General features: G+C 73.2%; 22 protein-coding genes. 13 read left to right on the top strand and 9 right to left on the bottom strand.

Going from position 1 to position 25,007, the window contains the following annotated elements; genetic code table 11:
• Nucleotides 1-255: 255 nt before the first annotated feature.
• From QOL15_RS01795 to QOL15_RS01810, 4 genes are all read left to right on the top strand, one after another.
• The gene (locus tag QOL15_RS01795; RefSeq protein WP_071246546.1) at nt 256-2,295 is read left to right on the top strand and encodes a beta-galactosidase; all 2,040 of its coding nucleotides are present in this window, start codon (nt 256-258) and stop codon (nt 2,293-2,295) included.
• Complete coding sequence (locus QOL15_RS01800) at nt 2,292-3,236, top strand: carbohydrate ABC transporter permease (protein WP_071246544.1); 945 nt, start codon at nt 2,292-2,294, stop codon at nt 3,234-3,236. The genes QOL15_RS01795 and QOL15_RS01800 overlap by 4 nt, the downstream gene beginning before the upstream one ends.
• Entirely contained in the window at nt 3,233-4,183 is a 951-nt protein-coding gene (locus QOL15_RS01805) for a carbohydrate ABC transporter permease (RefSeq protein ID WP_254784093.1), read from the top strand. Before QOL15_RS01800 ends, QOL15_RS01805 begins: the two co-directional genes overlap by 4 nt.
• 165 nt (nt 4,184-4,348) lie before the next feature.
• Nucleotides 4,349-5,683 (top strand): ABC transporter substrate-binding protein, encoded by a 1,335-nt coding sequence (locus QOL15_RS01810; protein WP_065961025.1) that lies wholly within the window; start codon nt 4,349-4,351, stop codon nt 5,681-5,683.
• A gap of 189 nt (nt 5,684-5,872) precedes the next feature.
• On the opposite strand, the gene QOL15_RS01815 is transcribed toward QOL15_RS01810, so the two are convergent.
• Nucleotides 5,873-6,301 (bottom strand): DUF4190 domain-containing protein, encoded by a 429-nt coding sequence (locus QOL15_RS01815; protein ID WP_253181580.1) that lies wholly within the window; start codon nt 6,299-6,301, stop codon nt 5,873-5,875.
• A 76-nt stretch (nt 6,302-6,377) separates the two neighbouring features.
• Nucleotides 6,378-6,986, bottom strand: coding sequence for a TetR/AcrR family transcriptional regulator (locus QOL15_RS01820; protein ID WP_065961029.1), 609 nt, complete (start codon nt 6,984-6,986; stop codon nt 6,378-6,380).
• An 80-nt stretch (nt 6,987-7,066) separates the two neighbouring features.
• Between QOL15_RS01820 and QOL15_RS01825 the strand changes: the two genes are divergently transcribed.
• Complete coding sequence (locus QOL15_RS01825) at nt 7,067-7,687, top strand: GNAT family N-acetyltransferase (RefSeq protein WP_065961033.1); 621 nt, start codon at nt 7,067-7,069, stop codon at nt 7,685-7,687.
• A 144-nt stretch (nt 7,688-7,831) separates the two neighbouring features.
• Complete coding sequence (locus tag QOL15_RS01830; protein WP_083393921.1) at nt 7,832-8,464, top strand: RNA polymerase sigma factor; 633 nt, start codon at nt 7,832-7,834, stop codon at nt 8,462-8,464.
• Nucleotides 8,465-8,612: 148 nt separating this feature from the next.
• On the opposite strand, the gene QOL15_RS01835 is transcribed toward QOL15_RS01830, so the two are convergent.
• Genes QOL15_RS01835 through aztB form a run of 4 tightly spaced genes read right to left on the bottom strand, consistent with a single transcriptional unit; the run spans nt 8,613 to nt 12,874 of the window.
• Nucleotides 8,613-9,791: a hypothetical protein gene (locus QOL15_RS01835; protein ID WP_071246542.1), complete on the bottom strand. Its 1,179-nt coding sequence runs from the start codon at nt 9,789-9,791 to the stop codon at nt 8,613-8,615.
• A 26-nt stretch (nt 9,792-9,817) separates the two neighbouring features.
• On the bottom strand, nt 9,818-10,729 hold the full coding sequence (locus QOL15_RS01840; RefSeq protein WP_071246540.1) for a metal ABC transporter substrate-binding protein: 912 nt from the start codon (nt 10,727-10,729) through the stop codon (nt 9,818-9,820).
• A complete protein-coding gene (locus QOL15_RS01845; RefSeq protein WP_071246538.1) occupies nt 10,726-11,970 on the bottom strand; it encodes a YncE family protein in 1,245 nt (414 codons plus the stop codon). Before QOL15_RS01845 ends, QOL15_RS01840 begins: the two co-directional genes overlap by 4 nt.
• 52 nt (nt 11,971-12,022) lie before the next feature.
• Nucleotides 12,023-12,874 (bottom strand): zinc ABC transporter permease AztB, encoded by an 852-nt coding sequence (aztB, locus tag QOL15_RS01850; RefSeq protein WP_065961044.1) that lies wholly within the window; start codon nt 12,872-12,874, stop codon nt 12,023-12,025.
• 50 nt (nt 12,875-12,924) lie between these two features.
• On the opposite strand from aztB, the gene QOL15_RS01855 reads away from it, so the two are divergent.
• Nucleotides 12,925-13,608, top strand: a complete 684-nt coding sequence (locus tag QOL15_RS01855) for a metal ABC transporter ATP-binding protein (RefSeq protein ID WP_139197407.1) — start codon at nt 12,925-12,927, stop codon at nt 13,606-13,608.
• 90 nt (nt 13,609-13,698) lie between these two features.
• Here QOL15_RS01855 and QOL15_RS01860 read toward each other — a convergent pair whose 3' ends face one another.
• The 3 genes from QOL15_RS01860 to QOL15_RS01870 form a co-directional block, all read right to left on the bottom strand.
• Nucleotides 13,699-14,478 carry a copper homeostasis protein CutC gene (locus QOL15_RS01860; protein ID WP_254784092.1) on the bottom strand — a complete coding sequence of 260 codons (780 nt, stop codon included), beginning with the start codon at nt 14,476-14,478 and terminating at the stop codon, nt 13,699-13,701.
• Nucleotides 14,475-15,977, bottom strand: a complete 1,503-nt coding sequence (locus QOL15_RS01865; protein ID WP_071246619.1) for a M81 family metallopeptidase — start codon at nt 15,975-15,977, stop codon at nt 14,475-14,477. Before QOL15_RS01865 ends, QOL15_RS01860 begins: the two co-directional genes overlap by 4 nt.
• A 172-nt stretch (nt 15,978-16,149) precedes the next feature.
• Complete coding sequence (locus tag QOL15_RS01870) at nt 16,150-17,334, bottom strand: ROK family transcriptional regulator (protein WP_083393920.1); 1,185 nt, start codon at nt 17,332-17,334, stop codon at nt 16,150-16,152.
• 203 nt (nt 17,335-17,537) lie between these two features.
• Here QOL15_RS01870 and QOL15_RS01875 point away from each other — a divergent pair, with 203 nt between their 5' ends.
• The 6 genes from QOL15_RS01875 to QOL15_RS01900 all read left to right on the top strand — a co-directional run bounded on the left by QOL15_RS01875 (nt 17,538) and on the right by QOL15_RS01900 (nt 24,966).
• On the top strand, nt 17,538-19,334 hold the full coding sequence (locus QOL15_RS01875) for a peptide ABC transporter substrate-binding protein (RefSeq protein WP_175473820.1): 1,797 nt from the start codon (nt 17,538-17,540) through the stop codon (nt 19,332-19,334).
• A gap of 115 nt (nt 19,335-19,449) precedes the next feature.
• Nucleotides 19,450-20,409: an ABC transporter permease gene (locus tag QOL15_RS01880; protein ID WP_071246534.1), complete on the top strand. Its 960-nt coding sequence runs from the start codon at nt 19,450-19,452 to the stop codon at nt 20,407-20,409.
• 79 nt (nt 20,410-20,488) lie between these two features.
• Entirely contained in the window at nt 20,489-21,385 is an 897-nt protein-coding gene (locus tag QOL15_RS01885) for an ABC transporter permease (RefSeq protein WP_071246533.1), read from the top strand.
• The gene (locus QOL15_RS01890) at nt 21,382-23,181 is read left to right on the top strand and encodes an ABC transporter ATP-binding protein (protein WP_071246532.1); all 1,800 of its coding nucleotides are present in this window, start codon (nt 21,382-21,384) and stop codon (nt 23,179-23,181) included. The genes QOL15_RS01885 and QOL15_RS01890 overlap by 4 nt, the downstream gene beginning before the upstream one ends.
• Nucleotides 23,178-24,104: an ROK family protein gene (locus tag QOL15_RS01895; RefSeq protein ID WP_071246531.1), complete on the top strand. Its 927-nt coding sequence runs from the start codon at nt 23,178-23,180 to the stop codon at nt 24,102-24,104. Before QOL15_RS01890 ends, QOL15_RS01895 begins: the two co-directional genes overlap by 4 nt.
• A gap of 130 nt (nt 24,105-24,234) precedes the next feature.
• The gene (locus tag QOL15_RS01900) at nt 24,235-24,966 is read left to right on the top strand and encodes a trypsin-like serine protease (RefSeq protein WP_071246529.1); all 732 of its coding nucleotides are present in this window, start codon (nt 24,235-24,237) and stop codon (nt 24,964-24,966) included.
• Nucleotides 24,967-25,007: the final 41 nt, after the last annotated feature.

Below are 25,007 nucleotides of genomic sequence, written 5' to 3' on the forward strand. Positions count from 1 at the left end.
GCGCGACGCGCTTCCGGTTGTGCGGGAGCACCCCGCACCGCGGGGTGGCGGCGCAGCACCGCGCCCGGCCGCCTCCGAGCGGTGCCGTGTTGACAGCCACCGCGATCTGGTGTTCACTCTGGGAGCGCTCCCAGAACCCTCCGATCCCGATCGGTCGGCGCAGTCTGGGAGCGCTCCCACACAGCAGTACCTTCGCCGTCGAAGGGGTCCATCGCGACCGGACGGCGCAGACCGCCACGACCAGCGAGGACCACCGTGACCACCACCCTCCCGGCACCCGCCACCACGGCGCTCGGGCTCGGCTCGACCGGACTCGCGTTCGGCTGCGACTACAACCCCGAGCAGTGGGACCCCGAGGTCTGGGTCGAGGACGTCCGCCTGATGCGCGAGGCCGGCGTGAACCTCGTCGCGATCAACATCTTCGGCTGGTCGCACGTCGAGCCGCACCAGGGCGAGTACGACTTCGCCGCCCTCGACCGCGTGATCGAGCTGCTGCACGGCGCGGGCATCGGCGTCGACCTCGGCACCGGCACCGCCTCGACCCCGCCGTGGCTCACGACCGCCCACCCCGAGGTCCTGCCCGTGGTCGCCGACGGCACCACCCGCTGGCCCGGTGGCCGCCAGGCGTTCTGCCCGAGCTCCCCGGTCTACCGCGAGCACGCCCTCGCCCTGGTCCGCGCCACCGCCGAGCGCTACGGCGACCACCCCGCGGTGCAGCTCTGGCACGTGTCGAACGAGCTCGGCTGCCACAACGCACACTGCTTCTGCGACGTCTCCGCCGACGCCTTCCGCGACTGGCTCCGGAACCGCTACGGCACGCTCGACGCCCTCAACGCCGCGTGGGGCACCTCGTTCTGGAGCCAGCGCTACTCCGCCTGGGAGCAGGTCCTGCCGCCCCGCGCGACCCTCTCGTTCACGAACCCCGGGCAGACGCTCGACTTCGACCGGTTCTCGTCCGACGAACTCCTCGCCCACCACCGTGCCGAGGCCGCGGTCCTGCGCGAGCTGAGCGACAAGCCCGTGACGACGAACTTCATGGTCGCCGCGCACATCACGGCGCTCGACTACTGGTCCTGGGCCGACGACATGGACGTCATCGCGAACGACCACTACCTCGACCACCGCCTGCCCCGCCCGCACGCCGAGCTCGCGTTCGCCGCGGACACCACGCGCGGTCTCGCGAAGGGCGGCCCCTGGCTGCTCATGGAGCACTCGACCGGCGCGGTGAACTGGCAGCCGCACAACGTCGCGAAGGACCCGGGGCAGATGCTCCGCGACACCGCGACGCACATCGCCCGCGGGGCCGACGGCGTCTGCTTCTTCCAGTGGCGCCAGTCGGTGCAGGGGAGCGAGAAGTTCCACTCGGCACTGCTCCCGCACGCCGGGACCGACTCGCAGGTCTGGCGCGACGTCGTCGCGCTCGGCGCCGTCGTGGAGCGCCTCGGTGAACTCCGCGGTTCCCGCGTCGTCGCCGACGTCGCGGTCGTCTTCAGCTGGGAGGTCCAGTGGGCCGCCGACACGGAGGCGCACCCCACCACCGCGCTCCGCTACCTCGAGCAGGTCCACGCGTTCCACGCCTCGCTGACCGACCTCGGGCTCACCGTCGACGTCGTCGCGCCGGGTGCGCCGCTCGACGGCTACGGCGTCGTGGTCGTCCCCGAGCTCTACCTCGTGCGTGACGAGCACGCCGCCGCGATCGCCGAGCACGTCGAGCGCGGGGGACACGTCGTCGTGACGTTCTTCAGCGGCATCGTCGACGAGACCGACCGGGCTCGTACCGGCGGGTACCCCGGGGCGTTCCGCGACCTGCTCGGCGTCCGCGTCGAGGAGTTCCGCCCGCTCGCCGCCGGGCAGACCCTGGCGCTGTCGGACGGCACCCGGGCGAGCACCTGGTCGGAGCCCGTGGCGCTGCGCGGCGCCGAGACGGTGACGTCCTACGCCGAGGGCCCCCTCGCTGGTTCCCCCGCCGTCACCCGCAACACGCACGGAGCGGGCAGCGCCTGGTACGTGTCCACCGTGCTCGAGGACGACGCGCGGGCCGAACTGCTCCGCCGGGTCACCGCGGAGGCCGGCATCGCCCCCGACCCGCAGGCCGAGCCCGGCCTCGAGGTCGTCCGTCGCCGCGACGACCGGTACGAGTGGGTCTTCCTGCTCAACCACTCCGACCGCGAGGTCGCGCACACCGTGGCGGGCCACGAGCTCGTCGCCGACCGGCCGGTCGACGGCACCACCGTCGTCGCCCCGGGCGGCACCCAGATCATCCGTACCGAGCACACCCCCGGAGCCCGCTCATGACCACCACCACCCAGTCGCGCCGCGCGGCCCGGCCGACCCCAGGCGGGTCGACCGAGCGTCGGCGTCGAACCGGCGGGAGCTCGCGGTACCGCGGCGCGATCGCGATCTTCGTGCTCCCCTTCGCGGTGCTCTTCGCCGCGTTCTACCTGGCACCGATCCTCTACGCCGTGTGGGAGTCGCTGCAGAAGATCGAGCGCCAGGGCACGTTCGGCGCCCCGACGCAGGTGTTCGGTGGCCTGAGCCAGTACGTGCTCGTGTTCCAGGACACCGAGTTCTGGGGTTCGACCCTCCGCGTGCTGCTGTTCGGTGTCGTGCAGGTCCCGGTGATGCTCGGGCTCGCGCTGCTGTTCGCCCTGCTGCTCGACTCCCCGCTGCTGCGCGGCAAGCGGTTCTTCCGCCTGGCGTTCTTCGCGCCGTACGCGGTGCCGGGCGTCATCGCCGCGATCATGTGGGGCTACCTCTACGCCCCCGACCTGTCGCCGTTCTCGTTCCTGACCTCGAACGTCGACCTGCTCTCGGCGAGCACCGTGCTCTGGGCGGTCGCCAACGTCGTGACCTGGGTCTACGTCGGCTACAACATGCTCATCATCTACTCGTCGCTCCTGGCGATCCCGACCGAGATCTACGAGGCGGCGAAGCTCGACGGCGCGTCCCAGCTGCGCATCGCCCTGTCGATCAAGATCCCGATGGTGGTCCCGGCGATCATCCTCACCGCCGTGTTCTCGGTGATCGGGACCCTGCAGCTCCTGACCGAGCCGACCGTGTTCCGCCAGTTCACCTCGACGATCACGTCGACGTTCACCCCGAACATGCTCGTCTACTCGACCTCGTCGGTGCCGAACTTCAACCTCGCGGCGGCGTTCTCGGTCGTCCTCGCCCTCGCCACGTTCGTCCTGTCGATCGGGTTCCTCCGACTGACCCAGCGGAAGGCCGCCGAATGACCGTCAACGCACCCTCCCGACGCGACCTCGTCGCCGACGCGGGCCGACCGCTCGAGCCGAACCGCGCCTCCCGTCCGCACCAGCGCGGAGCGCGCGGTCCCCGCGAGAGCGTCATCTCGCGCAGCGCCGCGATGCTCGTGATGGGCGTCTTCACCCTGTACTTCCTGCTGCCGATCTTCTGGCTGCTGGTGTCGTCGACCAAGACGGCCGCGAACTTCAACACGACGTTCTCGCTGTGGTTCAGCGCGACCTCGGTGCAGGACTCCCTCGGCAACCTCGTCGAGCTGTTCACCCGGCAGGACGGCGTCTACCTGCGCTGGATGGCCAACAGCATCGCGTACGCCGGGGTCGCCGGACTGCTCGGGACCGTGCTGTCGGCGATGTGCGGCTACGCCCTCGCGAAGTACCGGTTCCGCGGCCGCGAGGCCCTGTTCAACGTGTTCCTCGGCGGCGTGCTCGTGCCGGCGACCGCGCTGGCCCTGCCGCTGTTCCTCATCTTCAGCCAGGTCGACCTGACCGACACGTTCTGGTCGGTGTTCCTGCCGAGCATCGTCAGCCCGTTCGGCGTGTACCTGTCCCGGCTGTTCGCGGCGTCGAGCGTCCCGGACGAGATCATCGAGGCCGCGCGCATCGACGGGTCGGGCGAGATCCGGACGTTCTTCACCGTGGCGGTGCGGCTCATGTCGCCCGCGCTCGTGACGATCTTCCTGTTCCAGTTCGTCGCCGTGTGGAACAACTTCTTCCTGCCGCTCGTGATGCTCCGGGACACGTCGCTGTTCCCGGTCACCCTCGGCCTCTACACGTGGAACTCGAGCGTGAACCAGTACCCGGACCTGCGCACGCTCGTGCTCATCGGGTCGTTCGTCTCGATCATCCCGCTGCTCGTCGCCTTCCTCTCCCTGCAGCGCTTCTGGCGGTCCGGCCTCGGCGCCGGCGGCCTGAAGTAGCCCGAACCGGCTCCCGGCCTCCGGCGCCCGGCTCCCGGCCACCGGCGCCCGGCCCCGGCCACCGGCACCCGGCCCCGGCCCCCGGCCCCCGCCGCTGGCCCGGGGCACCCGGACCGGCTCAAGACCCTCCCGACGCACCACCCCTCACATCCGAACGGAAACAGCATGAAGACAACGAAGTTCCTCAGTGCAGCCGCGATCGCCGTCGCGGCGACCGTCGCCCTCGCCGGCTGCAGCGCCGGCGGCTCCGGCAGCAGCGGCTCCGACTCCGCGGCCTCGAGCTGCAAGCCCTCGGGCGGCAAGGTCACCCTCGACTTCACGACGTGGGTGCCGAACATGGACAAGGTCGTCGAGATCTGGAACAAGGAGAACCCGGACATCCAGGTCAAGGTCTCCATCGTCGCGAACGGCAACAGCGGCACGTACCAGAACTTCTTCAACCAGCTGAAGGCCAAGCAGGCGCCGGACATCGGCCAGGTCGAGTACGACTCGCTGCCGGCCTTCCGCGTGCAGGGCGGCCTGCAGGACATCGGCGCGTGCGCCGGGGTCGCCGCCGCGAAGAAGGACTTCTCCGAGGGCCTCTGGAACCAGGTCACCTTCGGTGAGTCGAAGTCGGTCTACGCCGTGCCGCAGGACTCCGGGCCGATGGCGCTGTACTACCGCAAGGACCTGTTCGAGCAGGCCGGCATCCCCGTCCCGACGACGTGGGACGAGTACGCCAAGGCCGCCGAGGAGATCAAGGCCAAGGGCGGCAACATCACGAACTTCGCCAAGGGCGACGTCAACCAGTTCGCCGGGCTCGTCTCGCAGGCCGGCGGCCAGTGGTTCTCGAACACGGGCGACCAGTGGGACGTCAACCTGACCGACAGCGCGTCGAAGAAGGTCGCCGACTACTGGCAGGACCTCATCGACAAGAAGCTCGTCAACACCGTCCCGAGCTTCACCGACCAGTGGAACGCCGCGTACGACAGCGGCCAGGACTGGACCTGGGTCTCCGCGGTCTGGGGCGCCAACACCATCTCGAGCGGTGCGCCGTCGACCTCGGGCAAGTGGGCCGTCGCCCCGATGCCGCAGTGGAAGTCGGGTGACAGCAAGTCGGCCGCGTGGGGCGGCTCGTCCAACGTCGTGTTCGCGGGTGGCAAGCACCCGGCCGAGGCGTCGAAGTTCCTCGTCTGGCTGAACACCTCGACCGAGGCGCTGTCCGCCCTGAACAAGGAGGCGAACCTCTACCCGGCGTCCTCGACCGGTGCCGACCTGCCGGCGCTCACCGAGGGCCTGCCCTTCTACGGCAACCAGAAGATCTACGAGGAGTTCGCCTCGGCCGCGAAGGACATCCAGCCCTTCACCTGGGGCCCCACGATGACGCAGACCTACGCGGACGTGTCGGACGGCTTCGGCCAGGCCGCGTCCGGGCAGGGCACGCTCACCGAGGCGCTCGAGAACGGGCAGTCGAAGACGATCGCGGCGCTCAAGGCGCAGTCGATCCCGGTCAAGGGCTGAAGCGCTGAAGCGCTGACGCGCTGACGCGCTGACGCGCTGACGCGCTGACGCGGACGGGAGGCACGGTGCCGGCTGGCACCGTGCCTCCCGTCACGTCGTGGGTCGCGCGGGAGGCGCCGGTCGCGTCCGTCGTGCGGGTCGCGTCCGTCGAGCCGGCTGGGCCCGTCGTGCCGGCTGCGTCCGTCGTGGCTAGGGGCTGGTCGTGCCGCTCGTCGCCGCCGCCCCGAACAGGCCGAACCCGAAGACGAGCATGACCACGAGCAGCACGGCCCACCCGGCCACGATGATGCCGTTCAGGATGATCCCGGTGATGGCCATCCCTCGACCGGCCGGCTCCTTCCGGATGCCGACGAAGCCGAGGACCAGCCCGATCACCGGGACGATCAGCGTGAACCCCGCGACGATCGACACCAGGCCGAGCACCATGCTCGTGATGCTCAGGCCGCGCGGCGGAGCGGGCTGGTACGCGTTCACGACGACCTGCTGCCCGTACGGCTGACCGTACTGCTGCTGGCCGAACTGCTGGCCGTGCTGCTGCTGCCCCTGCTGCTGCGTCCCCGCGGTCTGCTGCCAGGCCTGCTGCTCGGGCGTGGTCGGTCGTCGGTCGTCGTCGCTCATCGTGATCCCCTCGTCGTGATGGTCCCCGCACCCTACCGGCAGCCGACGACGTCGCGGCGGTCGGACGGTCGGGCGGTCAGACGGTGAGGGCCGCCGCGAGCCCGCGCACGAGCACCGTGCGAGCCCGTTCGGTCGCGACGCCGTCCGGGTCGCTCCACGCCGCGCGGCCGAGACCGTCGATCAGGGCGAGCACGGCGTCCGCCACCACCTCGGCGGGTTCGGTCAGGCGCACGCCGGTCCGGGTCGTCCACCGTTCGACCCCGGCGGCGACGCCCTCGCGCCAGACCCGTCGTTCCTCGGCGACCAGGACGTCGTCGTCCGCGAGTGCCGGCCCGCTGACCGCCTCGAGCAGCAGGAAGCGCTCGGGTTCGGCGCGGACGAGCTCGAGCCACGCGGCGACGGCTGCGTCGAGCGCCCCGGCGAGGTCGGCATGGGCGTCGGCGGCCGCGAGCACCCGGGGGAGGACGTCGCGTGCCTGCCGGTCGAGCAGCGCGACGACGAGGTTCCGCCGCGCCCCGAAGGCGTAGTGCACGACACCGTGCGCGACCCCGGCCCGCTCGGCGACGGCACGGGTCGTGAGCGCGTCGAGGCCCCCGTCGCGCACGACCAGCGCAGCGGCGTCGAGCAGCTCGTCGCGGCGCGCGGCGCGGCTGCGGTAGGCGCGGGGTCCGGGTCCAGGGGGCATCACAGGCAGCGTACGGCCCGTGCCCAGGAGCGGACGGGAAACTCGATCTGGCCACACGGCCGAATCAAGGAGGAGACCCGATGCCGATCATCGTCCGACCCGCCGCCGCGCACGAGCTCCCGGCAGTCGCCACCGTCCTGGCCGAGGCCTTCGCCGACGATCCGGTGCTGCACGCGTTCCGCCCCGCGCGCCCGGGCGAGGACCGCACCGCCGTGCTCACCGGACTGTTCGCAGCGCTGATCCGCTCGGTCCCGGAGCGCTGCCGCGCCGTCGACGTCGCGGTCGACACCACCTCAGGGGGTGTGGTGGGCGCGGCGTTCTGGGAAGCCCCGCGTCCGCACCCGGGCAGTGTGCTCGCCTTCCTCCGGCAGGCACCCGCGTTGCTCGGAGTCCTCGGTGTCGGGGGTGCCCTCCGTGCCCTCCGGCACCTGCGTCGGATGGACCGCGCCCGTCCGGACGCACCGCACTGGTACCTCGCCGAGATCGGGGTGTCCGCAGCGGCCCGCGGGCAGGGCGTCGGCGGCCTGCTGCTCGAGCACGCGCTCGACCGCGTCGACGGGCAGCGTCGGCACGCGTACCTGGAGTCGTCGACCCCGCTGAACCGTCGGCTCTACCGGCGGCACGGGTTCGGCGAGGGCGCGCCGATCACCGGTCTCGGCACCGCGGCCCCGGTGTCGATGTGGCGTCCGGCGGTGTCCTGAACCGCGAGCGGCGACCCGGACCGGTAGGCGTACGCCCACCCTCGCGCCGCCGTTCCACCCGCCTTCTGGGGGTCGTCGGCGAGGCACCCGGACCGGCCCCGCCTCCGAATCACCGGCAACCACAGCCGCTGATCAGGGGGCACCATGCTCGCGACCCTCCCGGACCCCACCCGGACCACCCTGCCGTCCCGCACGACGACCCTCGACGCGCCGCCCGCGACGCGCGTCCCGCCCTCGACACCGGCGACCACCGACGACGGGCGCCTCGTCGGTCGGGTCGCGGCCGGCGACGACCGGGCCTTCGCCGAGCTCGTCCGACGGCACCACGGTCTGGTCCGCGCGGTCGCGGCGGGCATGCTCGACGGCTCGTGCGACGTGGACGACGTGGTGCAGGACACCTTCGTCGCGGCCTGGCTCCACCTCGCCGACGTCGTCGAGGGCGACGCGATCGCCGGGTGGCTCGTGACGACCGCCCGGCGACGGAGCGTCGACCGGCTCCGCGCCGCCGCGCACCGCCGTCGGGGCGAGGCGCCGGAGGAGTCCGTCGCCCCCGTCGACCACCGCCCGGAGGCCGTGGTCGAGCGCGCCTCGCTGGTCGCCGCGGCCCGGCGGGCACTCGCCGCGATGCCGCCCCTGCAGCGGCGGTGCTGGGAGCTGCGGCACGTCGACGGGCTCTGCTACCGGGACGTCGCCGAGGTCGTCGGGCTCCCCGCGTCCACCGTGCGCGGGCTGATCGCGCGGGCGCGGCTCGACGCGGAGCGCAGCAGCTGGCGCTGACGCGACGTCGGCGCTGACGCGTCGGTGGCGCAGATCCGTCGCCGGCGCTGACGCGACGTGCGTGACCGGGTCGCGACCACACGACGGACGGGAGGCGCGGTGCGGGCCCGCACCGCGCCTCCCGTCCGTCCGGTGGTCGCGTCGGACGCTAGGCGACCGCGATCTCGTTGGGCACGCCGGGCAGGGTGTCGCTCGAGGCGACCACCTCGCCCGAGGTGAGGTCCACCGCGTGCACCCGCTTCGTGGCCGGGTCGGTGACGTAGGCGACGTCGCCGACCACCTTGAGTGCGGGGTGCGCGTCCTGCCACTCGGCCGGTCCCTCCCACGCGGCGATGACGTCGATCGTGTCGAGCGCCGCACCGGTCTCGGTGTCGAAGGCGTGCAGCGCGCCGTCCGAGCCGAGCACGACGGCCTCGTCGCTCGGACCACGGGCGAGGTCGCGGAACGTGAAGCCGACGCCCTCCGGCATGTCGACGACGCGGTACTCGCCCGACTCGGCGTCGATCATCGCGACCTGGTCGAGCAGGTAGCCCTCGCTGTCCGGGTCGTCGTTGTAGTCGCCGACCGCGACCGAGCTCGTTGCGGTCGTGAACAGGTTGCCGGTGCGGCCGTACGCGGTCGGGGCGTCGATCTTCGAGAACGCGCCGTCCCTGTACACGAGGGCCCCGTCGGTGCAGCCGAAGACGGCGACCTCGTCGCGCACGGCCCCCTCGCCGTGGACGCCCGGGCACTCCTCGGAGCGGGCGGTCTCGGTGCCGTCGGCGTCGAGCGCGCGGACGCCCGAGCGCGACTCCTCGGTGCCGATCGTGGTGAGGAGGGTCCCGTCCTCGAGCTGGATGGCGACGCCGTGGTGCGGGGCCTCGGACGTCGTGGTCTCGACGTCGGGCAGGGTGTCGCCGTCGAGTTCGTCGTGCTCGAAGACCGTCACGTCGCCGGAGCCGTCGGCGAAGAGCGCCGTCGTGTCGCCGTGCACGACCGCGTGGCCGCCGGTGTCCGCGGGGAAGACCGCGTCGGTGAGCGCGGGCTCCGCGGCGGTGTCGAGGACCCGGAAGCCGGCGGGCACCGTGACGAGCACGTGCCGACCGTCGCCCGCGGGGTTGACGCGGGTGAAGCCCTCGATCTGGTCGTCCGACACGACGCGGAGGTCGCGGTCCAGGGTGAGCAGGCCGCCGTCGTAGGTCAGGACGACACGGTCGCCGTCGGCGGACCGGTCCTGGCGGTCGGTGTCGGAGCCGGCGTCGGTGGAGCCGGCCGAGCAGCCGGTCAGGACGAGGGCGGCGGCGCCGAGCAGTGCTGCGGGCGCGAGTGCGGTGCGGAACGTGGTCATGCCTCTCACTGTACTGATTCTCATTCTCATTTGAAAACGGACAGGCCGGCGACGATCGACGCGGTGTTGGCCCGCATCATGCCGAGGTACGTCGCGGCCGCACCGTCGGCGGTCAGGGACTCGGTGGCGAGGGAGCGGATCTCGACGTGGACGTCGACCTCGTCCGCGAGGACCTCGGCCAGGCGTGCGGGCTGCGAGAGGTCGGCGAAGATCGTCGGTACCCCGGCCTGCTCGATCGCGTCGGCGAGGTCGCGGAGGTCCGCCGCGCTCGGCGAGGCCAGGGTGGTGCCGCTCGGGATCACCGCGCCGACCACCCGGAAGCCGTACCGGTCGGCCAGGTAGCCGAACACGTGGTGGTTCGTCACGAGTGCCCGGCGCTCCTGCGGGATCGTCGCGAAGGCCTCGGTCATCTCGTCGTCGAGGGCGGCGAGCTCGTCGAGGTACGCGTCCGTGCCGGTCGGCTCGATGCCCACCTCGCGCAGGTCGGTGTCGAGCGCGCGCACGACGTCGGCCATCCGGGTCGGGTCCGTCCAGATGTGCGGGTCCGGACCGCTCGCGTCCTCGGTCGTCCACTCCAGGGCCTCGACCGCGTCCCCGGCCGTGGTGACCGGGACCCCGTCCTGCTCTGCGGCCTCGACGTGGCGGGACACGCCCTCCTCGAGCCCCAGGCCGTTCTCGACCACGAGGTCGGCGGAGCGGAGCCGCGCGGCCTCCTGCGCCGAGACCTCGAAGGAGTGCGGATCGGCGCCGGCGGGCATGAGCACCATCACCTCGGCCGCGTCGCCGACGACCTCGGTCACGACGTCGCCGAGGACGTTCGTCGTCACCGCGACGAGCGGGCGGTCGGAGCCGGGGGAGCTGCACCCCGCCGTGCCGCCCACGAGCCCGAGGGTGACCGCGACCGCGACCGCGACGAGCGCGCGGGACCGGCGCGTCACAGCCCGACCTCGGCGAGGGCGGTCGGGGCGACGGGCAGGTCGATCGTGCGGGTGACCCGGGCGCCGTCGGCGAAGTCGACCTCGTGCACCCGTGCCCCGGACGCGTCGGCCACGTAGGCGCGCTGGCCGTCGAGTTGCAGCACCGGGCCGGCGGCGGGGTCGACGAGCGGCGCCGTCGTGGCCACCGCACCGGTCGACGCGCTCACGACGACCACGCGTCCGGCGTCGTCCACCGCGACCACGTGCCCGTCCTCGTCGTCCACCGCGGACACGGCACGCAGCGGCCGCTCGGTCGGCACGAGCTGCCAGGTGCCCTCACGGCTGTCGAGCAGCCAGAAGCCGGTCGTCCCGGCGAGGCCGGCGACCGTGGGGCGGCCGGCGCGGGCGGCGAAGGTGGTCGGGCGCTCGGCGCCCGCGGGCAGCGCCACGGTCTTCGTGGACCCGTCCTCGCCAACGACCACCGCGCCGTCCGCGCAGCCGACGACCGCACCGGCCCGGGTGACGATGCCGCCGGCCGGGTCCGCGCAGGCCTGGGGGGTGCCGGTCGGTGCGCCCTCGGCGTCGAGCAGCTGCACGCCCTCGGGGGTCCCGGCGACGAGTCCGTCGGCGGTCGGGAGCAGGACCGTGGCCGCGACGCGGGCGGTCTCGACGACGTCACCCTGGCCGAGCGCTGCGCGGTCGAGTGCGACGGCCTCGCCCCGCTCCGGCCACGTGATCGTGGTGGTCGTCTCGGAGGAGTGCACCTCGACCGGGCCGCCGCCCGCGAGGGTCCCGACGACCCGGGGCTCGGCGGCGTAGTAGTGCGTGTGGTCCCCGTGGTCGACCGTCCACGCGCCGCCGTCCAGGACCGTGGTGCGCTCGTCGGTGGTCGTGACGAGGAACCGTCCGTCGGTCGCCGAGTGCGTCGGGGCGTCGACGCGGTCGAGTCCGGTCGCCTCGCCGCTGAGCAGGTCGTGCACGGCGGACGCGCCGTCCGGCCCGACGGCGAGCAGGCGGACCTGCGGCTCCTGGGCCTCGCTCGCACCCGCGACGTAGCCGTGCGGCTTCGCGGTGCTGCTGCTCGTGGAGCCGGAGCCGGAGCCGGAGCCGGAGCCGGAGCCGGAGCCGGGTCCGGTGCCGGAGCCGGCGTCGGTGGTCGAGCACGCGGCGAGTCCGAGCGCGAGGCCGATCGTGGCCGCGGTGGTGGTCAGGGCGCGGGCTGCGGGCCGGCGGGTCCGTGGGGTGGTGGTCGGATGGCGCATGGTGCCTCTCGTGGTCGTCTCTCGTGGTGGTGGTCGGGTGGGTGTGGTCGTGTCAGACGGGGACCGGCTCGGTGCTGCGTCGTCGTGGTGTGCGGCGCACCAGGGCTGCGGCGCCCTGCGACACGGCGACCCCGGCGACCGCGACGCCCGCGATGCTCGCGCCGGCCGCGGTGCCGAGGTGCCAGGACACGAGCAGGCCGACGGCCACCGCGGCCGTGCCGACGAGGGCGGCGAGGAGCATCGTCGAGCCGACGTGCCGGGTCCACGCCCGTGCCGCCGCGGCCGGGGCGAGGAGCAGCCCGACGACGAGCAGCGTCCCCACCGCCCGGTACGACGCGACGACCGCGAGCGTGACGAGGGCGATGAGCACGACCTCCGCCAGCCGTGGGCGGAGACCGAGCGTCGCCGCCTTGCGGGAGTCGAAGGCCGTGGCGGTGAAGGGCCGGTGGAAGACCGCGGCGACGACGAGCGCCACCGCGACCGCGACGGCCAGTCCGCCGAGGTCGGTGCGGGTGACCGCGAGCACGTCGCCGAACAGGATCGCCGTGACGTCGGTGGCGAAGGACCGTGACGACGAGACGACGATCACCCCGAGCGCGAGCATGCCGACGAACAGCAGGCCGATCGAGGTGTCGTACGACAGGCGCGCCCGACGCCGGAGCGCCCCGACGCCGAGCACCATGACCCCCGCGCTGACCGCGGCACCGAGGACGGGCGGGAAGCCGGCGAGCGTGGCGACCGCGACGCCCGGCAGCATGCCGTGGGCGAGCGCCTCGCCGAGGAACGCCATCCCGCGCACGAGCACCCAGGTCCCGACGACCGCGCAGAGCACCGCGGCGAGGGCACCGCCGGCGAGGGCCCGCAGCATGAAGTCGACGGAGAACGGATCGGTCAGCCAGGTCACGGTCGACGACGCTACATGAAAATGACTATCGATACTGATAGGCTCCACAGGTGCCCAACGCCCCCGACACCCGAGCCGCCGCCCGTGCCGGCACGTCCGCCAGTACCCGTGTCGCCGCCGGTGCCGACCGGGCCGTCGCGGTCCGCGGGCTCGTCGTCCGGCGCGGTGACCGGACCGTGCTCGACGCCCTCGACGCGACCTTCCCCGCCGGCGTCGTCACCGCGCTGACCGGCCCCAACGGCTCCGGCAAGTCGACCCTGCTCGACGCGCTCGCCGGAGTGGTGACGCCGTCCGCCGGGGCCGTGACGGGCCTCCCGTCCTCCGGTGCGGCGTACGTGACGCAGGCCGTCCCGCCGACCGCCCTGCCGCTGACCGTCCGCGCGACCGTCGCGATGGGCCGCTGGCGCGCCCGCCCCTGGTGGCGGCCGTCGACCCGCGCCGATCGCGCCGTCGTCGACGAGCAGCTCGACCGGCTGCGGATCGCCGACCTGGTCGACCGTCCCCTCGACGAGCTGTCCGGCGGGCAGCGTCAGCGTACGTTCGTGGCCCTCGGTCTGGCGCAGCAGGCGTCCGTCCTGCTCGTCGACGAGCCGACCGCCGGGGTCGACGCGGCGTCGGCCGCACTCGTCGTGGCGGCGCTGGCCGACGAGGCCGCGCGGGGTGTCGTCGTCGTGCACGCGGCGCACGACCCGGTCGCCGTCGCGGCGGCGGACCGGGTCGTGACACTGGGCTGACGTCAGGGCGCGGCAGGACCCCCGGCCCGGGCTGGACGGACTCGGCGACGCTGGCCCGTGGACATCGGTGTGCGCCGACGGACCGGATGCTCAGGCGTCGAGCGCGGCCCGCGCCGCCGCCACCACACCCGCGTCCGTCACGAAGTGCGCCGAGCCGTCGTCCCCGGTGCCCATCGGCACGCCGTCGTGTCCGCCGCCCGACGATCGCTTCGCCGACAGGTGCACGGCGGCGACACCCGCGGCCACGAGCACGGGGACGTCACCGGGCGTGACACCGGCGCCCGCCATCACCTGGACCGGTCCGGCGGCCTCGACCATGCGGGCGATGGTCGCAGACCCGGCACGGGCACTCGCCGCGCCGCCCGAGGTCAGGACGCGCGTGAAGCCGAGGGCTGCGAGCGCCGCGGCGGCCGCGACCGGGTCCACCGCGTGGTCGACCGCGCGGTGCAGCGTGACCTCGGCGACGGCGCTCACCGACCGGGCGGCGTCGACGAAGCGGCGGAGCGTGTCCTCGTCGAGGGTGCGGTCGGGGCGGAGCGCACCGACGACGACACCGGCGGCGCCGGACCGCAGGACGGTGCGGACCTCGCGTTCCATGAGCGCGACCTCGTCGGGGTCGTGCACGAAGCCGCCAGGACGGCAGCGGACGAGCGCATGTGCGGGGATGCCGGTCTCGTGCACGGTCTCGACGAGCGCCTGCGACGGGGTGAGGCCGCCGAGCTCGAGCCCGGTGCACAGCTCGACACGGTCGGCCCCGGCGTCACGCGCGACGAGCGCCCCGGCCGGAGCGGTGACGGCGATCTCGAGCGCCACCGGCCCTCCGGCGGGTCGGGCGTGCGTGGCCGGGGCGTCCGCGGGGGCAGTGGTCACGCGATGGCTCCGAGGGGTTCGTTCGACGGCGGGATGATCCGGGCGCGCAGGTCCGGCGCCTCGGGGAACTCCCGATCGTAGGGGAACATCGGTCGGACGATCCGGTGGTGCCCGAGCCGTTCGAGGTCCTGGTCGACCCCGCCCGGCGTCAGCGCGAGCATCCAGTCGGCGGCCATCGCGAAGAGCTCCGGCTCGAGGTACCCGATCTTCACGACCACGACGTCGGCCTCGCGCGGGGCCAGGTCGAGGTCGGTGAAGTCGTGCTCGTGGTGGTACGGCTTGCGGCGCTCCGTGAGGATCGCGAAGACGCTGCCGACCTGCAGCACGACCTCGGTCCCGGCGTCGCGGTCCCCGTGCTTGACCGCGTGCACGCGGCCGGTCATCGTGATCGGCCCCGCGTGCACGGCGTCCACTGCCGCCCCGGCCGTGACGGTGACGGTCGCGCCGACCCCCGCGGCGACGGCGGTCGCGACGGCTGCGGGCCCGGGCACGCTCGCGTAGAGGACGACCGGGCCGGCGGGGTCGGCGAACTCCGGGCGCTCCAGGACACGGGTCAACCCCCACGTCATGTCGCCCGAGCCGCCCGCGGTCGGGTTGTCGCCGGAGTCGGAGACGAAGTACGGCCGCGCGGCACCGGGGGCGAGCGCGGCGTCGAGGCACGCGTCGAACGACCCGGTCGGCGCGACGAACACGAAGTCCTCGCGGACGTCCCAGAACGCCTGCGCGAGCCGTTCGGCGCCCGCGGCCACCGCGGCCTCGTCCCACCCGGTGACGACCGTGACGGCGCGGTCGCGGGGCTGGTCGGCCCACGCGTAGCCGACCCAGATCGCGGCGTCGAGCACGCCCTCGGTCTGCTCGACGAGCGGCACCTGCGCGTACAGCGACGCCGCGGGCTCGATGCGCGTCGAGGTCTGCTCGCCGGGGAGCAGGACGGGGATCGGCACCCAGGCCTTCACGGGTCGCTGCGACCCGACGGGCCGGGTCGTGAGCACGTCGACCAGGTTGCGGACCGCGCGCTCCTTGGTCTCGAGGGCGTCCTCGTGGGGTGCCATCCGGTAGCAGGTGACCAGGTCGACGTGGTGCGCGAGCTCGGCCGTGACGTTGCCGTGCAGGTCCATGGACGCCGACACCACCACGTCCGGGCCGACCACCGCGCGGATCCGTCCGAGCAGGTCGGTCTCGGCGTCGTCGAGCCCCTCGACGACCATCGCGCCGTGGATGTCGTACCAGAGCCCGTCGACGTGCTCGGCTGCCACGATCGCGCGCAGCCGCTCGACGATCTCGCCCGCCAGCGCCTCGTACGCCTCACGCGCGACGACCCCACCGGGCAGCGCGTGCCCGATCAGCGCGCCACGGAACGCGGCGCGGTCGGCCAGGTCCGCCAGGAACGGGTACCGCGCGACGACCTCGTCGCCGCGGTCCGGGTGGAACGCCGGCGCCAGGGTCCTGGTCGGCGTGAAGGTCGACGTCTCGATCGCCAGCCCGGCGATCGCGACCACCGGCCGACGCGTCGGCGCGCCGTCTGCCGACGCGGCCGATGCAGCCGACGCGGCCCCCGGCGACGCGGCCGATGCGGCCGATGCAGCCGGTGCGGCCCCCGCCGACGCAGCCGACGCGCCCTCCGCCGAGGTGGTGGTCGTCGCGTCGGGCGACGCGTTGCTCGTGGTCGTGTCAGACACGGACGCTCCTGTTCCTGGTGGTGGACTGGGGGATCGGGGCGGACAGCTCCTGCAGCGTCGCGGCCAGCCCGCGCTGCAGGGCGAACTGTCCGGCCCCGACGAGACCCGCGTCCGCGCCGAGCGAGACACGCTCGATGGCGAGGTGCTCGGTCATCAGCGGGTGGCAGCTCTCGTACAGCTGGCTCCGCACGGCCGCGACGAACGGGTCGAGCGTGGAGAGGATGCCGCCCAGGTAGACGGCGTCCGGGTTGAAGAAGTTCACGTTCGCGGCGAGGACCTCGCCGAGGTAGCGCCCGGCCAGGCGGACCGCGCGGGTCGCCTCGGGATCGGCGTCCGATGCGAGCCGGACGACGTCGGCGGTGCTGGTCACGGGAGCACCGGCGGTGGACAGGATCCGCACGAGCGCCGCCCCGGACGCCACGGTCTCCAGGCAGCCGGTGTTGCCGCACGAGCACGGGGTGTCCCCGGCGGCGTCGATCCGCACGTGGGTGATGTCGCCCGCGGCCCCCGTCGACCCGCGGTACAGCCGCCCGTCGATGACGATCCCGGCACCGATCGCCGACCCGGCCTTGACCGTGATCGCCTGCCGCCGGCTCGGGTCCTGCACGGTCTGCTCGCCCGCGGCCATGCAGTTGGCGTCGTTGTCCACCGCGGCCGGCACCCCGAAGCGCTCCTCGAGCCACGAGGCCACCGGGAAGCCGTTCCACCCGGGCATCCGGCTCGGCAGGTCGACGACCCCGGCCTCGACGTCCACCGGGCCGGGCAGGCTCAGCCCGACGCCGTGCAGGCCGGAGCGCCCACGGGTCTCGGCGAGGTCCTCGAGCAGCGCCGCCAGGCGCTGCAGTGCCGACACCGGGCCGTCGGAGAGCGCGAACGGGACGTCCGCGACCGACTCGAGCGCGCCTCCCGGCAGGACGACGCCGATGCGCGCGTGCCCGCCGCCGACGTCGGCGGCGACCGCGTACTCGTCGACGCCGCCGATCCGGAGCACCTTGCGGGGGCGCCCGCCCGTCGAGACGTCGGTGCCCTCCTCGGCCAGGATGCCGTGGCTGATGAGCTGCGCGACGACGTGCGAGACGGTCGACGGCGCGGCGCCGAGCAGCTGCGCGATCTCGGTCCGGCTGGACGCCTGGCCCGAGGCGACGAGTTCCAACACCCGTGAGCTGAGGTCGGCCACGACTTTCTCCAATCAGGCACGAAGCACGACCGATCCGGCCGCCTGCCAGGAACTCTAGGAGGATTCGCCGCGTTTTCGCTTTCGTCCGTTCGGCAGAAACAGACTATTTACACGAGAACAATTGTTTCTCCAACGACTTTGGCCATTGACTGTGCGCACCCCGACGTCTTCGCCCGACCGACGTCCCCGCTCAAGGAGTCCACATGATGAAGCCCCGTCGCTGGGCACTGCTCACCGGAGCCGCACTCGCGGTGAGCGCCCTGCTCGCCGGATGTTCCGGGGGCGGTTCCGCCGCCACGAACACGAAGTCCGACGCGATCAACTACGCCCTGCCGGCGAACTTCACGCCGAACTGGATCCTCCCGATCGGCACGGCGGCGCACCTCAACACGAACAACGGCTCGATCGCGCAGTCGCTGTACGAGCCGCTCGTCGCCTACGACGGCTCCACCGGCAAGATCGCCTGGAACAAGGCGGGCTCGGTCGCCACCGCAGCGGACTTCGCCAGCGACGGGAAGAGCGTCACGATGACGCTCGGCGACCGGCACTGGTCGGACGGCAAGCCGATCACGAGCCGCGACGTCGAGTTCTGGTTCAACCTGATCAAGGCGAACAGGGACCAGTGGGGCTCGTACTCCGAGGGCAAGGCACCGGACGACTGGACCTCGTTCACGGCCGTCGACGACACGCACTTCACGATCACGTTCGACAAGGCGTACAACAGCGACTGGATGCTCGCCAACCAGCTGAGCCACATCATCCCGCTGCCGCAGCACGCCTGGGACAAGACGAGTGCCAGCGGGACGGTCGGCGACGCGGACCGCTCGGCCGACGGGGCGAAGGCCGTCTGGAAGTACCTCAACACCGCCGCCGGCAAGATCGCCGACTACGCGACCGACGACCTGTGGAAGACCATCTCCGGCCCGTACGGCGTCACCGCGTTCACGACCGCCGGCAAGGTGCAGCTCACCGCGAACAAGCAGTACGACGGGGGCGAGAAGCCGTCGATCACGACCGTCAACCTGCTGCCGTTCACGACCACCGACGCCGAGACGAACGCCGTCCGGTCGGGGGCCGTCGACTACGGCTACATCAACGCCACGGACCTCGACCAGAAGGACTCCTTCACGTCGAAGGGCTACGACGTGGAGCCGTGGACCGGGTGGGCGATCACCTACATGCCCTACAACTTCAACAACCCGACGATGGGCCCGGTCTTCCAGCAGCTCTACGCCCGTCAGGCCGTCCAGATGTCGATCGACCAGACCAGCCTGTCCAAGGTCGTCTTCAACGGCACCGCCACCTCGACCTACGGGCCGATCCCGCAGGCGCAGGCGTCCGACTACGTGTCGAGCACGCAGAAGGACAACCCGTACCCGTTCAGCACGTCGAAGGCGAAGGCGCTCCTCACCAGCCACGGCTGGACCGAGCAGGGCGGCACGATGGTCTGCACCGACGCCGGCTCCGGCGACGACCAGTGCGGCGCGGGCGTCGCGGCGGGCACGAAGTTCACGATGTCGGTCCTGTCGCAGTCCGGCTCGACCGTCACCGACAACATGATGAGCGCCATCCAGTCGTCGCTGCAGAAGACCGGCATCGGCTTCACGATCAAGACCGCCCCGGTGTCGAGCGTGCTGTCGCAGACCCCGACCTGCACGAAGGACGAGGCCAGCTGCGACTGGGACCTGTCGTTCTTCGGCACGGCGGGCAGCTGGTACTTCCCGGCCTACCCGACCGGTGAGTCGCTCTTCCAGACCGGCGGCTCGGCGAACTTCGGTTCGTACTCGAACAAGCAGGTCGACGCCCTCATCGACGCGACGACCACGTCGACCGACGCGGGTGCGGTGCAGGACTACAGCGCCGCCGTCGCGAAGGACCTGCCGGTGATCTGGCTGCCGAGCCCGGACTACCAGATCTCGGTCGTCAAGCAGGGCCTGACCGGGTTCGAGCAGGACTCCCTCGCGAACTTCCACCCGGCCCAGTGGAAGTGGAGCAAGTAGGTCGCTGACGCGACCGGACGGTCGCTGACGCGACCACGGCCTGGAGGCGCGGTGCGGGTCCGACCCGCACCGCGCCTCCCGGGTCCTCACCATCCACCCCGATGACGGAAGCCGCATGACCACAGTCCTCTACCTGGCCAGGCGGGTGCTCCAGGCACTCGTCGTGGTCCTCATCGTCACCATCGTCGTGTTCTGTCTGCTGCACGCGCTGCCGGGCGGACCCGCCCGCGGGGTCCTCGGCGTCTCCGCGACCCCCGCGCAGATCGCCGCGTTCAACCAGGCACAGGGCCTCGACCAGGCGCTGCCCGTCCAGTACCTGCGGTTCCTCGGACGGCTGCTCAGCGGCGACCTCGGGACCTCCTTCACCCTGAACGAGCCGGTCGCGCAGCTCATCCGTGAGCGGCTGCCGAAGACGCTCGTCCTCACCGGCCTGTCCGCCGTCGTCGGCCTCGCGGTCGCGATCCCGGTCGGGATGTGGCAGGCGGCCCGCCGCAACGGAGCGGTGGACTACACGGTCACGGCGCTCGCCTTCGTCTTCTACTCGACGCCGGCGTTCTTCCTCGGCCTCGTCCTCATCGTCGTGTTCACCCAGCAGCTGCCGTGGCTGCCGTCGCAGGCGCCCACCGGCACGACCCTCGCCGAGGTGTTCCAGGACCCCGCCGGGCTCGTCCTGCCCGTGCTGACCGGCGCCCTCGCGATGATCGCCGTGTTCAGCCGGTACATGCGCGCCGCGACGCTCGAGAACCTGCAGGAGGACTACGTCCGCACCGCCCGAGCCGGCGGGGCGTCGACGACGACGATCCTGCGGCGGCACGTCCTCCGGAACTCGCTGACGCCCGTGGTCGCGATGCTCGGCTACTACCTGCCGGTGCTGTTCGGCGGGGCGCTCGTCACCGAGCAGCTGTTCAACTACCCGGGCATGGGGCTGCTGTTCTGGAACGCGGCGCAGTCCTCGGACTACCCGACGCTGCTCGGCTGCGTGCTCGTGATCTCGATCGCGACGGTCGTGGGGTCGTTGCTGGCCGACGTCGCGCAGACGCTCATCGACCCCCGGGTGAAGGCAGGTCGCGCATGACCGGCACGCCCCGATCCCGCACCCGCCGGTCGCGCGCGACCGGCGCGCCCCGATCCCGCACCGTGAAGGCAGGTCGCGCATGACCACCGTCCAGATCGCCCCCGAGGCCCCCGGCGCTCCCGTCGCGGTCGCCGCCACCGGGTTCCGCCTCGCCGCGCGCCGGTTCCGCCACAACACCCTCGCCGTGGTCGGCCTCGCCGTCATCGTCGTGATCGTGCTGTTCTGCTTCGTCGGCCCGTTCCTGTACCCGACCGACCAGACGCACACGATGCTCGAGCAGGCGAACCAGGCCCCGAGCGCCGCCCACTGGCTCGGCACCGACGCCGTCGGCCACGACGTGCTCGGCCGACTGATGTACGGCGGCAAGGTGTCGCTCACGGTCGGCATCGCGGCGGGCGTCCTCGCCACCGTCGTCGGCACGCTGTGGGGCTCGGTCGCCGGCTACGTCGGCGGGTGGGTCGACGCCGTCATGATGCGCGTCGTCGACGCCGGCATCGCGATCCCGGCGCTCTTCATCCTGCTCGTCATCTCGGCGATCACCACGCCGGGGGTCGGCGGCCTCATCGTCATCCTCGGCCTGGTGTCCTGGCTCGTGCCGTCCCGGCTCGTCCGCGCCGAGACCCTGACGCTGAAGAACCGCGACTACGTGCTCACCCTGCGCGCGATCGGCGGCTCCCACGCCCGCGCGATCGGCAAGCACCTGCTGCCGAACTCGGTGTCGACGATCGTCGTCGCCGCGACGTTCCAGGTGGCCGACGCGATCCTGCTCGTCGCCTACGTGTCCTACCTGGGCCTCGGGGTGCAGCCGCCCGCGACGGACTGGGGTGGGATGCTCTCGGCGGGGCTCACCGCCGCGTACTCGGGACGGTGGTGGCTGATCGTGCCGCCGGGTCTCGCCGTGATCCTGGTCGTCTGCGCGTTCAACGCGGTCGGCGACGGGCTCCGGGACGCCTTCGACGTGAGGGGACGGGGATGACCCACCTGCTGCAGACCACCGACCTCGGGGTCGTGTTCACCACCGAGTCCGGACCGGTCGACGCCGTCCGCGGCGTCTCGCTGACCGTCGCCCCGGGGGAGACCCTCGCGCTCGTCGGCGAGTCCGGCTCGGGCAAGTCCACCGTGGCGCTCGCCGCGATGGGGCTGCTGTCCGGCAACGCGACCGCCACCGGCAGCGTCGAGGTCGCCGGCCACCAGGTCGTCGGCGCCGACGAACCCACCCTGCGCGCACTGCGCGGCAGCACGGTGTCGATGGTGTTCCAGGAGCCCGCGACCGCACTCGACCCGCTCACCCGGGTCGGCGCGCAGATCGCCGAGGTCGTCCGGAACCACCGGCAGGTGTCCGCCGCCGAGGCCCGCGCCGAGGCCGTCGCCCTCCTCGACCGGGTCGGCATCCCCGACCCCGCCGAGCGAGCGCGGTCGTTCCCGTTCCAGCTGTCCGGCGGGCAGCGACAGCGCGTCGTCATCGCGATGGCGATCGCGAACGCGCCGCAGCTCCTCATCGCCGACGAGCCGACGACGGCGCTCGACGTGACGGTGCAGGCCGAGATCCTCGAACTGCTCCGGGCGCTCGCCGCCGACACCGGTACCGGCGTGCTCCTCGTCACGCACAACATGGGCGTCGTCGCGGACTTCGCCGACCGGGTCGCCGTGATGCTGCAGGGCGAGGTCGTGGAGACCGGGAGCGTCGAGGACGTCCTGCTCCGTCCGCAGCACGAGTACACGAAGCGGCTGCTCGCCGCGGTGCCGCGGCTCGACACCCCGGAGTCGCTCGCGGTGCGGGAGCGGGTCGCAGCACCGGGGGCGCCGGGTGCGCCCGGTACGGCTCCGTCGAGTCCGGTCGCGTCGGGTGCGGTTCCGTCCGGTGCGGTTCCGTCCGGTGCGGTTCCGTCCGGTACGGTTCCGCCCGGTCCGGCTTCCCCCGGTGCGGCCGGGAGGCCCGGTGCGGCCCCGGTGGTCGACCTGCGGGACGTCTCGGTGACGTTCGGGCGCGGGGCTCGCGCTGTGCACGCACTCCGCGGGGTCGACGTCGCGGTGCACGCGGGCGAGACGGTCGGCCTGGTCGGCGAGTCCGGCTCCGGCAAGTCCACGGCCGCGCGGGTCGCGCTCGGCCTGGTCGCGCCCACCTCGGGCACGGTCGCGCTGTTCGGGCAGGACCTACGCCGGACACCCCGTCGCGGCCGACGGTCCCTGCGCTCGGGCATCGGCGTCGTGCTGCAGGACCCGGTCGCGTCGCTCGACGCCCGGATGTCGGTCGGCGAGTGCATCGCCGAACCGCTCGCCGTGCACCGCCGCGGCACCTCGGCCGCCGACCGCCGCCGTCGGGTGGCCGAGGTGCTCGACGCCGTCCGGCTGCCGAGTGCACTGGCCGACCGAGCTCCCCGCGAGCTCTCGGGCGGACAGCGGCAACGCGTCAGCCTGGCGCGCGCGCTCGTGCTGGACCCGCGGCTGCTCGTCGCCGACGAACCGACCTCGGCGCTCGACGTGAGCGTGCAGGAGACCGTGCTCGAGGTCCTCACCGACCTCCAGGCAGACCTCGGGTTCGCCTGCCTGTTCGTGTCGCACGACCTCGCCGTCGTGCAGCACTTCGCCGAGCGGGTCGTCGTGATGCGCCGCGGTGTCGTCGAGGAGCAGGGCACCACCGACACCACCCTGCTGCACCCGACGACCGACTACACGCGGCGCCTGCTCGCCGCGGTGCCCGTCCCCGACCCGGTGCTGCAACGGCGGCGCCGGACGGAGCGCCTGGCGACCCTCGCCGCGGTGGCCGGGTGACCGCCGCGATCGCCGGCGTCGACGTGGGCGGCACGAACACGAAGGTGGTGCTGACGACCGGGGACCTCGACGTGCTCGACCGCGTCGACCTGCCGACACCCGCGCACGACGGCGGTGCCGAGATCACGGCGGCGGCGCTCGACGCGGTGGCGGTGCTGCTCGACCGGCACGGCGCGACCCTGACCGGTGTCGGGGTCGGGGCCGCCGGGGTGGTCGACACCACCACCGGCACGGTCCTGGTGACGGGCAACTCCTTCACCGGCTGGGCCGGCTTCGGCGTCACCGACGCGGTGACCGGCGCGCTCGGGGTCCCCGCGACGCTCGACAACGACGTGAACGCGTTCCTGCTCGGCGAACTCGCGACCGGTGCCGTGGCCGGTGAGACCGACGTGCTCGGCATGACGCTCGGCACCGGGGTCGGGGGCGCACTCGTGCTCGGTGGTGCGCTCTTCGCCGGACCCCGTGGCGCGGCGGGCGAGATCGGGCACGTGCCCGGGTTCGGCGACGCCCGGTGCACCTGCGGCCAGGTCGGCCACCTCGAGACGATCGCCGGTGCCCGGGGCATCGCCGACCGGTACGCCGAGCGGTCCGGGCGCCGGGTGTCCGCCCGTGAGGTCGCCGACGCCGCACGCGCCGGGGACCCCCACGCCGCCGAGGTCTTCCGCACCGCCGGGTGGGGGATCGCCCGCGCTGCACTGCTGACCGCGGGGATCCTCGACGTGACGACGGTCGTGCTCGGCGGCGGCATCACCCGGTCGTGGGACCTCCTGGCGCCCGCGGTCGAGGCCGCGATCGCCGCGGAACCGCCCGTCAGCGGGGCACCGATCCGACTCGCGCGGTCGGTGCTCGGGGCGGACGCCGTGGCCCTCGGTGCCGCGGCCCGGGTGCGTGCCCGGCTCGGCGCGACCGACCCGGTGCGCTAGGCGGGCGCGCCGGCGAGGGGACCGGCGCCGTGTCGGTGGAAGTGCGGACTGGTGCACCCCCAGGACGAGGGACAGGATCGACTTCAAGTTGCACCCTGCAACGCTGCAGGGTCCTGACCGAGGAGTCACCATGAAGCACACCCTCGCCGTGGCGTTCGCCGCCGTGGCCGTCGTCGCCGGCGGTCTGACCGTCGCCACCCCCGCCTCCGCCCTGCCCGCCGGCACCGAGGTCGTCGGCGGCGAGAAGGCCCCGACCACCACCTGGGCCGTCCAGCTCGAGGCGTCCGGCGGCACCATCCCGTCCGGCTACGTCACCGGTTGCACCGGCGAGCAGATCAGCGCCTCGTGGGTGCTCACGGCCCGCCACTGCATCGACGGCATCGGCTCGATGAACGTGTACCACTCGAACTCCACCGTGAACCGCGGCACCGCGGTCGCCGTCGACCGCGTCACCGCCGCACCCGCCGGGGACATCGCACTCGTGCACCTGCGCAGCTCCTACGGCCTGTCGACCTACGCGCCCCTCGACCTGACCGCTGCAGCCAAGTCCTCCGCCACGGGCGTCGTCCAGGGCTACGGCCTGCGGGCGAACGCGCAGCAGTCCGACGGCCTGTACCAGGCGACGGTCTCGCTGACCGGTGCGTCGCGTGACGCCTACAGCGGCAAGGCCCAGCACGTCACCGGCGTCACCGGCGCCTCGAACCACGGCGACTCGGGCGGCCCGCTCCTCGTGAACGGCCGGGTCGTCGCGGTGTGCTCGACCGGCGACAGCGCCGACCCGGGCGCGAACACGCAGGCCGGCTCCAACTACGCGCTGCTGTCGCAGTCGTCGTCCTGGATCCGGTCCACGGCCGGACTCTGACGCACGCGGTCCGTCGACCGCATCCTGGAGGCGCGGTGCCA

The sequence above is a fragment of the Curtobacterium sp. MCBA15_012 genome, from assembly GCF_001864935.2.
In the GTDB taxonomy this organism is placed as follows: Bacteria; Actinomycetota; Actinomycetes; order Actinomycetales; family Microbacteriaceae; genus Curtobacterium.